Here is a 14440-nt window from a genome sequence, read left to right on the forward strand (position 1 = left end):
AATAACTTATATACTCATGCTCAACAGATAAAGTTGGCATAAAAGATGAATCACCCGGGTATAGCCGATTTTAAAGGGATCCCATGGTAGAAGCATCGACCTCCGCAAAAATTGAACCCTCTGGCGAAACAATCTCCTTTCGCCCTGCCGGCAACACGCCGGCGCTATTTTCCAAATTTCTGAAACAGGCCCGCCGTTTCGACATCCTGGCTGGCTGGTTGCTGCTCACCTCCGTCAATCTTTGCTATCACCACCTGATTCCGCTGGATGAAACCCGTTATGCCGCGGTCGCCTGGGAAATGTGGAGCCGGCATGATTTTCTGGTGCCGCATCTAAACGGAGTTCCCTATCATCACAAGCCGCCCTTGCTTTTCTGGCTATACAATCTCGGCTGGAGCCTGTTCGGCGTCAATGAGCCGTGGCTGCTGCTGATCTCTCCGCTTTGCGGGCTGGCCTCTCTGTACTGGGTCCGATATCTGGCCTCTTTGCTGTGGCCCGGCAACGAAGCGTGCGCGCGCATGGCCCCCTGGCTGCTGCTGGGCAGCCTGATCTGGGGCGCGTTCATGAACGGCGCCATGTTCGATACGCTGCTGGTATTGTGCGTATTGCTGGCGATGACCGGCTTGATTAAAGCGTCCGGGACGCTGTCATGGAGACACTGGACGCTGTTTGCGCTGGGCTGCGGACTGGGCCTGCTGACGAAAGGACCGGCGGTGTTTGTTTATCTCTTGATGCCGTATTTACTGGGCGGGCTCTGGAGCGGGACCGCCCAGACTCAGGCTGCCCGCTGGTATCTGCACGGCGGCCTGGCGCTTTTCGGAGGCATTGCCATGGCCTTGTGCTGGGCCATTCCGGCGATTCAATCAGCGGGGGAAAATTACGGCGGAACTCTGCTGTGGCATCAGACGGTGGACCGGATGATCAACAGTTTTGCGCACCGCCGGCCCATCGGGTGGTATCTGACGTGGGCTCCGGTTATTCTGTTTCCCTGGTTTTTCTGGCCCAGGCTATGGCGGCAAGCGTTTCGTTCCGTTCGTCTGGAAGATCCGGCGTTCCGTTTCTGTCTTCTCTGGTTTGCTTCCGGCTTTGTCGGCTTTTCGCTGATCAGCGGCAAACAGATCCATTATTTGCTGCCGCTCATGCCGGCGCTGGCCTTGCTGCTGAGCCGGATATCGGGGACTGAAAAATTCGAATTCCGGCCAGGCGACCTTTTGCCCTATCTGGTCATCGGCGCGGCCGGAATTTTATTGCTGACATTGCCCGCGATACCGGGCCTCAAATTATACTATTGGCTGGACAATAGAAAGGCATGGTGGGCCTGGATCATTCTGTCGATCGGTCTGGGCGGAATAATGTTGGCGCTGAAAACTCGCCGCACAACCCCTTATCATTATGCGGTCGCCGTCGTTCTGGGCCTGACCGCCAGCCTGGCCGGTTTTTTCAGCTCCACCGGCAATGCGTATGATTTACAATCGGCCGTCCGGCCTTTAAGCGCTTATTTCAAAGACGGCGAACCGCTCGTCTGGGCCGGCGAATACGACGGACAATTTGAGTTTCTGATGCGCCTGGAAGCGCCTTTGACCGTCATCAAAACAGGCGAAATGGGCGGGTGGCTGGCTCAACATCCGAACGGCCACGTCATTTTCATCAATTCTTCTCTAAAGATGAATGCCCGCCGGTTTAAAATCGATTATGCGCAACCTTATCGTGAAGACTGGCTGATCGTGTTGTCCGGTAAAAATCCATGAAAAAGCATCCGCTTATTGTAAAACTGCTGGTGATGGGCGGCCTGATCGCTGTGCTGGCTTATCTGTTTCATCCTGAAACCGGTCAATTTGCGCTGACCGTCAATGGCCATCCGATTGCGGATCCTCTGGCTCGCCTGGCGGTAATCCCCACCTTGCTGGTGGTCATGCTGGTGACGGTTTTCCTGGGTCTATTGCTCTTTTTCGGCGTCGGGCTGGTGCTGTTTCTGACCAGTCTGTTCATTTCATTTTTATTCGTTGCCTTTCTCGCGCCTTTTTTCTGGCCCGTATTGCTGATCGCTTTCGTGCTGATCATCTTGATGTCGGTGCCGTGGCCCAAAAATTAGCGACGAAGCAGGAATGGAACAGACGCCGCTCATTCGGAAATCCGAAAAAACGCTGATTCCGCCGGGCTACGGTTTTGGCTTTTCCACTCCGGATTCGGCCTGTTCCTTGAATTTCTGCGTATGTTTCAGAATCTCGCCGGCGATCTGCCCCGCGGTTTTCCGGACGTCTTTTTCGGTGGCGTTTTTTTCCATGACGAATTTGGCGGCCGCGACGTACGGATTCATGGCCGCCGCGGCCCCGGGCGTCTTTTTGGGCTTTTTCACGGTACCGAATACGATGAACGGATTTTTCGGATTCCGGCTGCTCAAATCGCTGACGGCGACCTGGGCTTCCATGCGGGAGGCCCCCCGGCCGAAGCCGATCACGGCTCGCTTGACCCGGCTGCCTTTAGCCGTTTCGGTGAACACGCCCTGAATCAGCCAGCCTTCTTTCGGCAAGGCCGCTTTCGGATCGGTCAGACGCCGGGCTGCCAAACCTCTTTCATTGAGCTCTTCGACCAGGCCCCGGCTCATGGCGTCGACAATCTTCCTGGCCTGTTCCTCGGGACTCGCCCCCGCCGACGAACGAGACAGCCGTTTTCCCGGTTTTTTCAAGCGTCCTCCGGGCAAGATTCCTCTTTCCTCGAGATCCTCCGCATGCTCGGCTTGAAGTTCGAAGTCGCTGACATAAACGGTTCTCGGCAGTTCGGCCGGCCAGGCGCCCTTCAATTGTTCACCCCGGACTTCAACACCGCCCGTCACGCCAGAGGACTGATTGCCGCCCGTCGTCTGGCAGCCTGCGATCAAGGCCGTCCAGGCGATCAGAAAAATAAGACAGAGACTGGAATGTTTGCTCTTCGCGAGATCATTCCATTTATGAAAACAAAGCATAAAGCATTACCCCCATCCCGCGGCGATGTCGGCACATCGGCAGGATAGCCGGCGGGCACCGCATGAGCGCCCGCCCGGTTAAACAACAAAAAGATCCTTTATGAACACCGCCAGGCATCTTATGAACTGATCGTCAGGGATGACGTCGCCGCCATCCCAAACCGGAAGTCGGCACGTCGTTTACAGCTTCGACAGCACCTCGGCCACGGTCGCTCCCATCGCCGCCGGCGTCGGACAGATGGTGACGCCAAGCTCCCTCAGTATCGCCACTTTTTCGGCGGCGCTTTCTCCGGCCGATGAAATGATCGCTCCGGCATGGCCCATGCGGCGGCCTTCGGGCGCGGTAAGCCCAGCGATGTAAGCGACGACCGGCTTGGTCATGTGTTCTTTCGCGAACAGCCCGGCTTCCACTTCCTGCGGGCCGCCGATTTCGCCGATCATCAGGACCACCTTGGTTTCGGGATCCTGCTCGAATTGTTCGAAAATGTCGCGGTGCGAGCTGCCGTTGATCGGATCGCCGCCGATGCCGACCGACGTCGATACGCCGATGCCGAGACGTTTCATCTGGTCCGCGGCTTCGTAGCCCAGGGTTCCCGAGCGCCCGACGATGCCGACGCTGCCCTGCCTATAGATATGGCCGGGCATGATGCCCAGCATCGTCCGGCCCGGGCTGATGGTGCCGGCGCAGTTCGGTCCGGTCAGAACCATACGCTGATCCTTCGGAAAACGCCGCAGGAAATTTTTCACCGTCATCATGTCCTGGGTCGGAATGCCGTCGGTGATCGATACGCAATATCGGATGCCAGCGTCGGCCGCTTCCATGATCGAGTCGGCGGCAAAAGCCGGGGGCACGAAGACGATGCTGGCTTCGGCGCCGGTCTTTTGCACGGCTTCCCTGACCGTGTTGAACACCGGCAGGCCCAAATGAGTCTGGCCGCCTTTGCCCGGAGTGACGCCGCCGACCACCCTGGAGCCGTAGTTGATCATGTCCTGCGCATGAAAAGAACCGATTTTTCCGGTAAAACCCTGAACGATGATGCGTGTGTTTTCGTTAATAAAAATTGCCATTTCGATTCCTTAACAACCTGCTTTTGCGCGCGCTTCTTTTGCAACCACTTCGTTGCGTGCCTGTACCGCTTTCTCGGCCGCTTCGGCCAGGGTGTCCGCGGTAATGATCGGCAGCCCGCTTTCTTTGATGATGCGCTGGCCTTCCTCGACGTTGGTACCCGACAGACGCACGATCAACGGGATTTTCATGTCGATTTTCTTCACCGCATGCACCACGCCTTCGGCAATCCAGTCGCAGCGGTTGATGCCGGCGAATATGTTGACGAGCATGGCTTTGACGTTTTGATCGGCCAGAACCAGGCGGAAAGCCTTTTCGGTGCGTTCGGCCGAAGCGCCGCCGCCCACGTCGAGAAAGTTGGCGGGCTCGCCGCCGGCCAGTTTGATCATGTCCATGGTCGCCATCGCCAGACCGGCGCCGTTGATCATGCAGCCGATGTCGCCGTCGAGGCCGACGTAGCTGAGGCCTCTGTCCGCAGCCGCCATTTCGCGCGGATCTTCCTGAGTCTTGTCGCGCAATTCGGAAATTTTTTGCTGACGGAACAGAGCGTTGTCGTCAAAACCCATTTTGGCGTCGAGCGCCACGAGCTCGCCGCTGCGGGTAATGACCAGCGGATTGATTTCGAGCATGCTGCCGTCCAGATCGCGCAAGGCTCTGTAGCAGCCCCGGATGGTTTTCACCGCATGGCTCATGATTTCGGAATCCAGGCCGAGCGCGAAGGCCATTTCTCGGGCCTGATAATCGAGCAGGCCGACCGCCGGTTCGATATGGATCTTGGTGATCGCGTCGGGATCGGTTTTCGCCAGCTCTTCGATTTCCATGCCGCCCTGAGCGGAACCGACCATCACGATGCGCTCGGCGCTGCGGTCGACCAGCAAACAGAAATACATTTCCTTGGCGATGTCGGTGCCCGCTTCCACGTACAAGCGATTGCAGACTTTGCCCGCAGGCCCGGTCTGATGGGTGCGCAGCCGTTTGCCGAGCAATTCTTCCGCCGCGGCCGCCACTTCATCGTGAGTCTTGCAGATTTTAATGCCGCCGGCCTTGCCGCGGGCGCCGGAATGGATCTGGGCCTTGACCACCCAAAGATGCCCGCCGATTTCCCGGGCGCGCTGAACCGCGTCTTCGGGACTGTAGGCCAGGCCGCCTTCGGCGATTCTGACGCCGTAGCCCTTCAATAATTCTTTTGCCTGATACTCGTGAATATCCACAACATCTCCCTCTTCGCTATCTGCTGTTATTTGGTTTTTGCGGCGATCGCTTCGGCCGCCCGGACGACATTGTTCGCCATTTTTTCGGAAGCGGCGTCGATCAGACGGCCGTCCAGCGCAGCCGCGCCTTTGCCTTGAGCGGCGGCTTCCTGTAACGCCGCCAGAATGCGCTTGGCCTTTTCAACTTCGGCCGGCGGCGGCGTAAACACTTCGTTGGCCAGCTCGATCTGCGAGGGATGAATCGCCCATTTGCCTTCGCAGCCCAGCGCCGCGGCGCGGCGGGCGGCCATTTTATAACCTTCGGGGTCCTTGAAATCGCCGAACGGTCCGTCGATCGGACGCAGGCCGTAGGCCCGGCAGGCAACCGTCATGCGGCTGATCGCGGCATGCCACTGATCGCCCGGATAGTCGGGATTGAGCCCGCCGATGTTGACGGTTCTGGCCCGGTTGCTGGCCGCGTAATCGGCCACGCCGAAATGCAGGGCTTCAAGACGGCCCGACGCGCCCTGGCGGGCGATGTCCTCGACGTTGGCCATGCCCAGCGCGGTTTCGATCAAGGCTTCGATGCCGATTCTGTTTTTGAGCCCTTGCTGCATCTCCAGTTGATTCAGCATCGCTTCCACCATGTAGACGTCGGCGTAAACGCCGACCTTGGGAATCAGGATCGTGTCGATTTTGGCGCCGGCCTGCTCGACCAGATCGACGACGTCGCGTACCATATACTGGGTGTCGAGCCCGTTGATGCGCACCGACAGAGTGATGCCGTGCCCTTTCCAGTCGAGATCGTTGATGGCTTCGATGATGTTTCTGCGGGCCCGCAGCTTGTCGTCGGGCGCCACCGCATCTTCCAAGTCCAGAAAAATGTAGTCCACACCGCTTTTCAAGGCTTTTTCAAACATCCCGGGATTGGAGCCGGGAACCGCTAATTCACAGCGTTGAATGCGTTGCACCGACGCCGTATATAAAGTGTGACTCATTTTTAACTACCTGCTTGTGAATTCTTGAACGAATAAACCGGCCCGGAAGACTGCATCCTTGTTTCTTCTCCGGCCGGGAATAAATAAATCCCCCATTGTACTTTCAGGCGGGGCAAAGTCAATGATTAACGCGTAAACTGTGTCTCCTCAATAAAACGGGCCTTGCCGATTACACTCCGGTATGTCATCATTATCGGTTTTTGATTTCGGCTCATTTAAACGGCTCCCGACTGCAACTGCCGAGTTTATTTCACGTATCACTACCCAGAGAGGAAAATCCATGGCTGGTCGTAACCACCTATACATTCCAGGCCCAACCAACGTGCCCCATGAAGTTTTAAGCGCGATGCATGCTCCCATGGAAGATCATCGCTCGCCCAAGTTTCCCACCTTGTTCAAGCCGCTGCTCGAAGACCTGAAAAAAGTCTTCAGAACCGAAGACGGCCAGTGTTTCATTTTCCCCGCGACCGGTACCGCGGGTTGGGAAGTGGCCTTGACCAATACGCTGAACCCCGGCGACAAGGTGCTGATATACCGCTTCGGCCAATTCAGTCATTTGTGGGCGGAAATGGCCAAGCGCCTGGGCTTCGACGTCGAAATCCACCAGGAAACCTGGGGCCGGGGCATTCCTCTGGACAAGCTGGAAGCCCGCCTGAAGGAAGACAAAAACCACGAAATCAAGGCGGTGCTGGCGACCCATAACGAAACCGCCACCGGCGTCACCAGCGACATCGCCGGCGTCCGCAAGGCCCTGAATTCGGCCGACCATCCGGCGCTCCTGTTCGTGGACGGCGTCAGCTCGATCGCCAGCCTGGATTTCCGCATGGACGAATGGGGCGTCGACGGTGCCATCAGCGGTTCGCAAAAAGGCTTCATGCTGCCGGCCGGCGGCGCCTTTCTGTGCTTCAGCCAGAAAGCGTTGAAAGCAACCGAAACCAGCAAGTATCCACGCTGTTTCCTGGATCTGCGCGATCAAATGAATCAGAACAAGGACGGCTATACGCCTTATACGCCGGCCCTGCCGATTCTGTACGGCCTGCGCAAGGCGCTGGATCTGCTGCTCGAAGAAGGCATGGACAACGTTTACGCACGCCACCACCGTCTCGCCGAAGGCACCCGCCGGGCGATCAAAGCCTGGGGCCTGGGCTTGTGCGCCCATCCCGGTTTCGAATCGGACACCGTTTCGGCGGTCGTCGTGCCCGAGCACAAGGACGCGCGTGAAGTCATCAGCACCGCGTTCAAAAAATACAATCTTTCGCTGGGCGCGGGACTTTCCGAATTGTCCGGCAAAGTCTTCCGGATCGGCCACGTGGGCGACATGAACGACGTTTCGATGCTCGGCGCGTTCGCCGGCGTCGAAATGGCCATGCTGGATTGCGGCTTCGACATCAAGCCCGGCAGCGGCGTCGCCGCGGCTGTCGAGTATTACCGTACCACCGCAAAAGCAGAATAAAGGTATCGGGCAGGAAAGACGCTTTCCTGCCCTCGCGCCTCCCCTTCCTCATCAGGAGATATGCCATGAGCAAGCCCAAAGTCGTCGTAACCCGCAAGTGGCCTGTCGAAGTCGAAGCCAGACTGAAAGAACTGTACGACGTGACGCTCAACGAAAGCGACGTCCCGATGACGGCCGACGAACTGAAGCGGGCCCTGCAGACCGCGGACGCCCTGCTGCCGACCGTAACCGACCCGATCACCGCCGACGTGCTCCGCGTCGAGAACAAAAGGGCCGGAATCATCGGCAATTTCGGCGTCGGCTACAACAACATCGACATTGCCGCGGCCAGGGAACAGGGTCTGACCGTCACCAACACGCCGGACGTGTTGACCGACTGCACCGCCGACATTGCGATGCTGCTGCTGTTGATGTCGGCCCGCCGTGCTTCCCAGGGCGAGCGCCTGGTGCGCAGCCGGCGATGGACCGGCTGGTGCCCGACTCAGATGCTCGGCCAGAAAGTCACCGGCAAAACCCTGGGACTGATCGGACTCGGCCGCATTGCCCAGGCGATGGCGAAAAAAGCGCATCACGGTTTCGGCATGAACATCTTGTTTTATACGCCGCGCAACCCTCCGCCCCGGCAGGTCGTCGACGATCTCGGCGCGGTTCGCTGCGAAACGATCGAGGATCTGCTGGCGCAAGCGGATTTTGTTTCGCTGCATTGCCCGGGCAGTCCTGAAAATCACCATTTGATCAATGAACAGCGGCTGAAACGGATGCGGCCTTCGACGCATTTGATCAACACCGCCCGGGGCGACGTCGTGGACAATATCGCGCTGTGCAAGGCGCTGAAGGAAGGCTGGATTGCAGGAGCGGGCCTGGACGTGTTCGAAGGCGAGCCGAACGTTTATCCGGGACTTCTGGAGCTGGACAATATCGCCCTCTTGCCGCACCTCGGCAGCGCGACCGAAGAAACCCGGATCGCGATGGGCAACCGGGTGATAGAAAATATTTCGGCCTTCTTCGCAGGCCGGGAACCCGGGGACAAAGTCGTATGAAACTCGAATCGCATTAACTGAATCTTATTGCTTTTGATCAGTTCGGAAATCACTTTCAGGCAAAGTAGATCTTGGCCCATTACTATTCATTTGTCTAAAAACACTAAAATGTTCCATCACTAAGCCAAAAGCCGGACTGTTTTTTAACTATGGCATGGAAAATCTGAATCAAACAATAATTCAGCGTGCTAGGTTTTTAATCGGAGTTAAATCGTCGCCCTGAATAATTTACAACTCATTGAAATAGAAATATAAAGCAAGCAATAGTCGAGGCTAAAATTACAAGAAAGCGTTAAAATAGATCCTAATTTCTTGCAATTATGGATTGAGCCCATGAAGCCGAAATCACCCGAAAGCGGCGGTCAAAACGATCTATTCCGCACCCGCCTGACGGATTTATTGGACAACTGTATCGGTTAGCCGATCTGATCGATTGGCGGGTTTTGGACCAGGAGTTAGGCCAATATTTTATGACGGACACCGGCGCCCCGGCTTTACCCATCCGCCTCATTGCGGGGCTGCACTATTTGAAACACGCGTTCGCACACTCCGATGAAGAGGTGGTGGCGCGCTGGGTAGAGAATCCATACTGGCAGTATTTTTGCGGGGAAGAGTTTTTCCAGCATGAATTGCCCTGCCATCCGACCTCGTTGACAAAATGGCGGCAAAGGATCGGTGAAGCCGGCTGCGAATGGCTGCTGTCGGTGACCATTCAGGCGGGCGTGGACAGTAAAACCGTCAAGCCCAGCCACTTCAAATCGGTCACCGTGGACAGCACGGTGCAGGAAAAAGCGATCACCTACCCGACCGATGGCAAGCTGTACGAAAGATGCCGGCAACATCTGGCCCGCCTGACTGATACGCATCGGATTCCGCTGCGCCAGAATTACAATCGCAAAGCACCGTTCTTGCTCTTGTTGGTGAATCGTTATCAGCATGCCCGGCAGATGCAGCGCAAGCGCAAAGTGCTCAAGCAGTTAAAGACCCTGGTCGGGCGCGTGCTCCGGGATATTGAACGACAATTGCCAGCGCGGCCGGTCGAAGTTCAGGCGGCATTTCAGGATGCCCTGCACAAAACCCGGCGGATTCTGGCGCAACAGCCCCACGATAAAAACAAGCTTTACAGCTTCCATGCGCCGGAAACCGAATGCATCAGCAAGGGCAAAGTCCATAAAAAGTACGAGTTCGGCGTCAAAGTGGGCGTCACCGTCACGAATCAAAGCAACTTCGTGCTCGGCGCACGCAGTTTTCCGGGCAACCCTTACGACGGACACACCCTGTACTCCTGCCTGGAGCAGGCGGAAATCCTATCCGGCGTTAAAGCGGAAGAAGCCTTTGTGGATCTGGGCTATCGCGGCGTTGACATCCCGGGCGTCAAAATTTACAAGGCGCGGCAAAAGCGTGGGTTGAATACGCGCCGGCTGAAGCGGGCCTTGAAACGACGCAACTCGATCGAGCCCATCATCGGCCACCTGAAGAACGACGGACTTCTGCGCCGTAACTACCTCAAAGGCACGCTGGGCGATGCTCTCCATGCCGTTTTATGCGGGGCTGGCCATAATATCCGTTTAATCCTCAGGCAGCTGAGGATTTTTTGGCCTGATCTTTGGCAAGGGCTCCATCGCTTTTGGGCGCTCTCACAGAGTAGGCTTGTGTTACTGCCAACATAATAAACCTGATTTTAAAATTTAGGCTTTTTCAGGGTAGACTAAATAATTGCTGCCTGATTCAAAGTCGGCATACACAGGATCTGGCTATTTGTCATGAATTAGCATTTACAACCGTACATATTTCAACGCCTCCGCTCCCAGCTCGAATTTGAGTTCAGCATAATTCGGCAGTAATCGCTCTAGGGTTTGCCAGAACTCAGGCGAATGATGTTTTTGCACTAAATGCACAACTTCATGGGCAACGATATAGCGAAGAAGCTTTTGCGGTAGTTGGATGACTTTCCAGTGAAAATTCAATACTCCACCGTCAGAACACGATCCCCAACGATTACCAAGTTCAATCACTCTAAGCCCTTGCGCCTTAACGCCAAGACGTGTTGTGAATTCGGACACTAACCCGGGAAGACTAAGCATGGCCTTTTGCTTGTACCAGTCGATGAACAATTCTCTGGCAGAATCTTGCCGGTTCATTGCCAAATAGAATCGACCGGATCTGAAAATCACAGATTGAATACGGCTATTTATCAACACCAAGCGATAGCTGCGCCCCAAATAACAGAACCCTTCACCGTCTATAAACCGCCGTTCCGGATGGGCTTGTTCGGTTAAAAACTCCTTGGCGGCAAGCTTGGTATAAATCCATAGCCGTTTTTCCTTGATAAATTCCTCGATTTCGCCATCAGCGACATTCAGAGGCGTATGCAACAATAACGAGCCGTCACGATCCACGGTGATACCCAGCGACTTGCGTTTGGCGCTGGTTTGAACAGTAAAACGTAGATCGTCCGATTGATAGAACTGCATATCAATCCGCTACCAATCTGCGGTGAAGATGTCGGGCCAGTTCCAACATTCGGTCAGCCGTCGCCTCAACCGCTTCAAATTCAAAAATAGAGCTGTAGTCCAATAGTTCAATTAATCGACCACGCAACACGCTTTGCTTGTGAGAGTCATTCCAAAAGTTGACGCTAACGATTTGCCGGCTGATTTGCTCCACCGCTTCGACCGTCATCTCGATCAAGTCAAGCTTGATTTCCTCGGTCAGATCACCACCGGCGGACTGATATTCTTCGACCAGCAACATATAAAACGGTAACTGGGTTTGACCATTCAAACCGGTATCGTTCTCTTCTTCGTGCCGCTCCATGTTTTTAATGAATTCTTCCAGGGCTTTGCGAAGCTCCTTGGCATCCTGACTGAATTTTTTCAGAATCGCTTCGAGATGCTTGCTTAATTTGGTATAGGCGTCCGGCTTTTGCTTATTTTTCTGCTGAAGGTAATGCCTCGCGGCATGTGCCATCATTTCGGCGGCGGCACGGTCCGACTTTTGACGCTTAACCTGTTTTTTAAATTTGCCGTCCAGTAAATCAACGGGGGCTATCCCCGACTCAATGCTTTTACTGATGACATATTCATCGATAATCGCTCTCACCTTGTCGCCGACCCCGGCAATGTTCAGTTTTGCATCTTTGAATTTATTCCGGGCGCGGGCTGCGATAAAGCCCAGCGTTTTAGCATCCTTGGCGTAAGGGCGAGCTTCAGGGCGATGTTCCAGATTACCAAAGGTTTTCAAAAACTGCTGATAGGCAACGACAAACTTCCCTCGTCTATCGAGTGGCCGTAATGCTTCGGCAGCCGCTTCGGTATCGTCCAAATCGGCAATACCCCATTCCTTGAATAAATTAATGATCCGCGCGTGACGGTCACGCAAATCCAGCAATTCCTGCTTGGCCGAACGAAACGCACCGCTGATGTCGTCTTTGGCGTATGCACTCAACGCTTCGGCCAGATAACCGCCAATACCGACATAATCCACTACATAACCGACGTTCTTGCCGCTCCGGGTACGGTTGACGCGGGCTATCGCTTGCAGCAGTTCATCCTCCTTCAGACGCCGGTCGATGTACAACACCTGTTCATTGGGCGCATCGAACCCGACCAGCAACATATTTTTGACGATCAAAAACGCCAGTGGATCGGCTTTGTCCGGGTCTTTGTGGCTAAACGGCTTTTTAAAGCGGGCAATGCGTTGTTCGATTTTACTTTTATCGCTCCATTCGGCCAGTGCCGGATCATCGTTATGAGCAGCGGAAAACACCGGGGCAAATTCCAATTTGGCGATCAGGCTCCGCAGTGGCCACGCCTCCACCAAAAACCGTTGTTCTTCATCCAGAGTTTCCAACATTTCATCGGGCAAATTTTGCAAAGACCCCGGCAATTGCTCGATCTTTTCCAGCCAATAAGCGCGTGCCTCGCGTAAAGCATCGAAGTAGCGCATCACGGCCAAACGGCTGGTTGCTGTTAATTGCGCCTTAAAGTGATTGGATAGCACCACCTCGATATAATGCCGCATCACATCGCGAGCCTTGGCTTTGATCAGCTCAGAACCTTCCAGCAAAGCCCGGCTGCTTGCGTACTTCTTCTGTATTGCCTGCCGTTCTGCGATTGTTTTTTGGGCAAACACTTCCTCGAAGATTTCATCGGCGGTCTTGCCGTCCTTTATTTCGCCGTTGGCATTACGAAACTCGTACAGAATCGGCAGAATCGCCCCATCGGCTTGCGCATCCCTGAGCGTGTAATGATCGATAAAATCGCCGAAAATCTCTGCGGTGCGTTTTTTCTTACCGATAATGATGGGCGTACCGGTGAAACCCAGTTTTGCCGCGTTGGGCAAAGCCATCATCAAATTGGCATGCAAGTTCTTGGCATGGCTGCGGTGGGCTTCATCGACGATCAGCAAAATCGATTCGGACGCATTCAACTCGCCGATGCCGTCCAACGCCTCGTCGTCGTTCTTCTCCTCATCCGGGGAGCGGTATTTTTGCAGCATCGCAAACACTAATCCCGGCCCCGGTTTGCGCAAAACCGCCGGCAGTTCGCGCACGCGCTCCACGATATTGACGCCGTCACCGGTCAGTTCGGCGGTAGCCGATAATTGATCCTGCAAATCGATGCGGTCGGTGACGAACACCACCTTGAAATGACGCAAATCGACATGGTTGCGCATCCGCCGCACCAAAAACACCATCGTCAAACTTTTGCCCGAACCCTGAGTATGAAAGATTATCCCGCCTCGACGGTCGAATTCGCCATCCTGAAGTCGTGTCGGTTTACTTTCAAGCCGCTGCATGGCTTTCAATACCGCGCGATATTGCTGATAGCGCGGCGCAACCTTTACGGTTCGCCCATCCACCTGCATGAAAATCACAAAGTTTTGCAGGATGTCCAACAGCCGCTCGGGCCGCAATACGCCTTCGATCAATATTTGCTGTGGCGACAACGTGGCTTTACCCTGCTGTGCAGCGAAAATGCTCGTATCAGTCGTCGGGTAACAATCCTTCCACGGCAAATAATGCTCAAACTGCGCACAGGGACAGGCCAGACGCGCATCGTCGTAATCGCTGACGATCAGCAACTGCGCATAATGAAACAGCTTTTCGTTGCCTTCGCGCGCATCGACCCAATCGCGCTGATTGGAGTAGCGCAGCAACTGATTGATGGCTTCTTCGATAGGGTTGGTCGTGGCCGGGCTTTTACACTCGATCACCACCAAGGGAATGCCGTTCACGAACAGCACAATATCCGGCAGGATAAACTTTTTGTGCTGCCCGTCCGGCTCATCGATGCGGAACTGATTGATGATTAGAAAATCGTTGTTTTCCGGCGTGTGCCAATCAATAAAGTGAATGCGCTGATCGCGGCCTCCATTCCAGCCGGGCAGACCGTCAACCGTCGTGCCTTCCAGCAGCAAGCGGGTGGCCGCCTGATTTTTCTCCATCAGGCCGTGGCCGGTCGCGGCGTTAAGTCTGTCCAAATCCTTAAACGCTTGATTGAGTCGCCTATCGTCCAGCCAAGGCTTGCCGCTGGCGTCGAGGTTGATGCGCTGTAAGGCGTCCAGCAGGCGCGGTTTCAACAGGACTTCCCGCCAATGCTCGCGGCCTTGATCGGTTATGCTGTCCTTGCTGCCTTGAACATGCCGCCATAACTGTGCGGGCTGGGCCAGTAGCTGGGCGATAAACGGTTGTTCGACTTCACTGTCTTCGTTATGATCCATCAGGCAA

Annotated in this window: 10 protein-coding genes and 1 pseudogene; 5 read left to right on the forward strand and 6 right to left on the reverse strand. The window is 55.3% G+C overall.

Going from position 1 to position 14440, the window contains the following annotated elements; translation table 11 throughout:
- The first annotated feature begins 83 nt into the window (after positions 1 to 83).
- Together A3OW_RS0109245 and A3OW_RS0109250 are read left to right on the forward strand one after the other, a co-directional pair.
- On the forward strand, positions 84 to 1748 hold the full coding sequence (locus A3OW_RS0109245) for an ArnT family glycosyltransferase (RefSeq protein ID WP_020563157.1): 1665 nt from the start codon (positions 84 to 86) through the stop codon (positions 1746 to 1748).
- Entirely contained in the window at positions 1745 to 2092 is a 348-nt protein-coding gene (locus tag A3OW_RS0109250; protein ID WP_020563158.1) for a hypothetical protein, read from the forward strand. Before A3OW_RS0109245 ends, A3OW_RS0109250 begins: the two co-directional genes overlap by 4 nt.
- Positions 2093 to 2158: 66 nt before the next feature.
- On the opposite strand, the gene A3OW_RS0109255 is transcribed toward A3OW_RS0109250, so the two are convergent.
- From A3OW_RS0109255 to A3OW_RS0109270, 4 genes are all read right to left on the reverse strand, one after another.
- Entirely contained in the window at positions 2159 to 2962 is an 804-nt protein-coding gene (locus A3OW_RS0109255; protein WP_020563159.1) for a DUF4410 domain-containing protein, read from the reverse strand.
- Between the two features lie 180 nt (positions 2963 to 3142).
- Positions 3143 to 4030 carry a succinate--CoA ligase subunit alpha gene (gene sucD, locus A3OW_RS0109260; RefSeq protein ID WP_020563160.1) on the reverse strand — a complete coding sequence of 296 codons (888 nt, stop codon included), beginning with the start codon at positions 4028 to 4030 and terminating at the stop codon, positions 3143 to 3145.
- Positions 4031 to 4039: 9 nt separating this feature from the next.
- Positions 4040 to 5239: a malate--CoA ligase subunit beta gene (locus A3OW_RS0109265; protein ID WP_020563161.1), complete on the reverse strand. Its 1200-nt coding sequence runs from the start codon at positions 5237 to 5239 to the stop codon at positions 4040 to 4042.
- 26 nt (positions 5240 to 5265) lie between these two features.
- Positions 5266 to 6216: an HpcH/HpaI aldolase/citrate lyase family protein gene (locus A3OW_RS0109270; RefSeq protein WP_020563162.1), complete on the reverse strand. Its 951-nt coding sequence runs from the start codon at positions 6214 to 6216 to the stop codon at positions 5266 to 5268.
- Between the two features lie 280 nt (positions 6217 to 6496).
- Between A3OW_RS0109270 and A3OW_RS0109275 the strand changes: the two genes are divergently transcribed.
- The 3 genes and pseudogenes from A3OW_RS0109275 (at position 6497) to A3OW_RS25945 (ending at position 10379) form a co-directional block, all read left to right on the forward strand.
- A complete protein-coding gene (locus tag A3OW_RS0109275) occupies positions 6497 to 7669 on the forward strand; it encodes an aminotransferase class V-fold PLP-dependent enzyme (protein WP_026223456.1) in 1173 nt (390 codons plus the stop codon).
- Positions 7670 to 7734: 65 nt separating this feature from the next.
- Positions 7735 to 8709, forward strand: coding sequence for a 2-hydroxyacid dehydrogenase (locus A3OW_RS0109280; protein WP_020563164.1), 975 nt, complete (start codon positions 7735 to 7737; stop codon positions 8707 to 8709).
- 333 nt (positions 8710 to 9042) lie between these two features.
- Positions 9043 to 10379 (forward strand): annotated as a pseudogene (locus A3OW_RS25945) (IS5 family transposase).
- A 105-nt stretch (positions 10380 to 10484) separates the two neighbouring features.
- Here the strand turns inward: A3OW_RS25945 and A3OW_RS24605 are convergent.
- The gene (locus A3OW_RS24605) at positions 10485 to 11183 is read right to left on the reverse strand and encodes a M48 family metallopeptidase (protein WP_020563166.1); all 699 of its coding nucleotides are present in this window, start codon (positions 11181 to 11183) and stop codon (positions 10485 to 10487) included.
- A gap of 1 nt (position 11184) precedes the next feature.
- Positions 11185 to 14433, reverse strand: a complete 3249-nt coding sequence (locus A3OW_RS0109295; protein ID WP_020563167.1) for a type I restriction endonuclease subunit R — start codon at positions 14431 to 14433, stop codon at positions 11185 to 11187.
- Positions 14434 to 14440: the final 7 nt, after the last annotated feature.

Source organism: Methylosarcina fibrata AML-C10, from assembly GCF_000372865.1.
In the GTDB taxonomy this organism is placed as follows: domain Bacteria; phylum Pseudomonadota; class Gammaproteobacteria; order Methylococcales; family Methylomonadaceae; genus Methylosarcina; species Methylosarcina fibrata.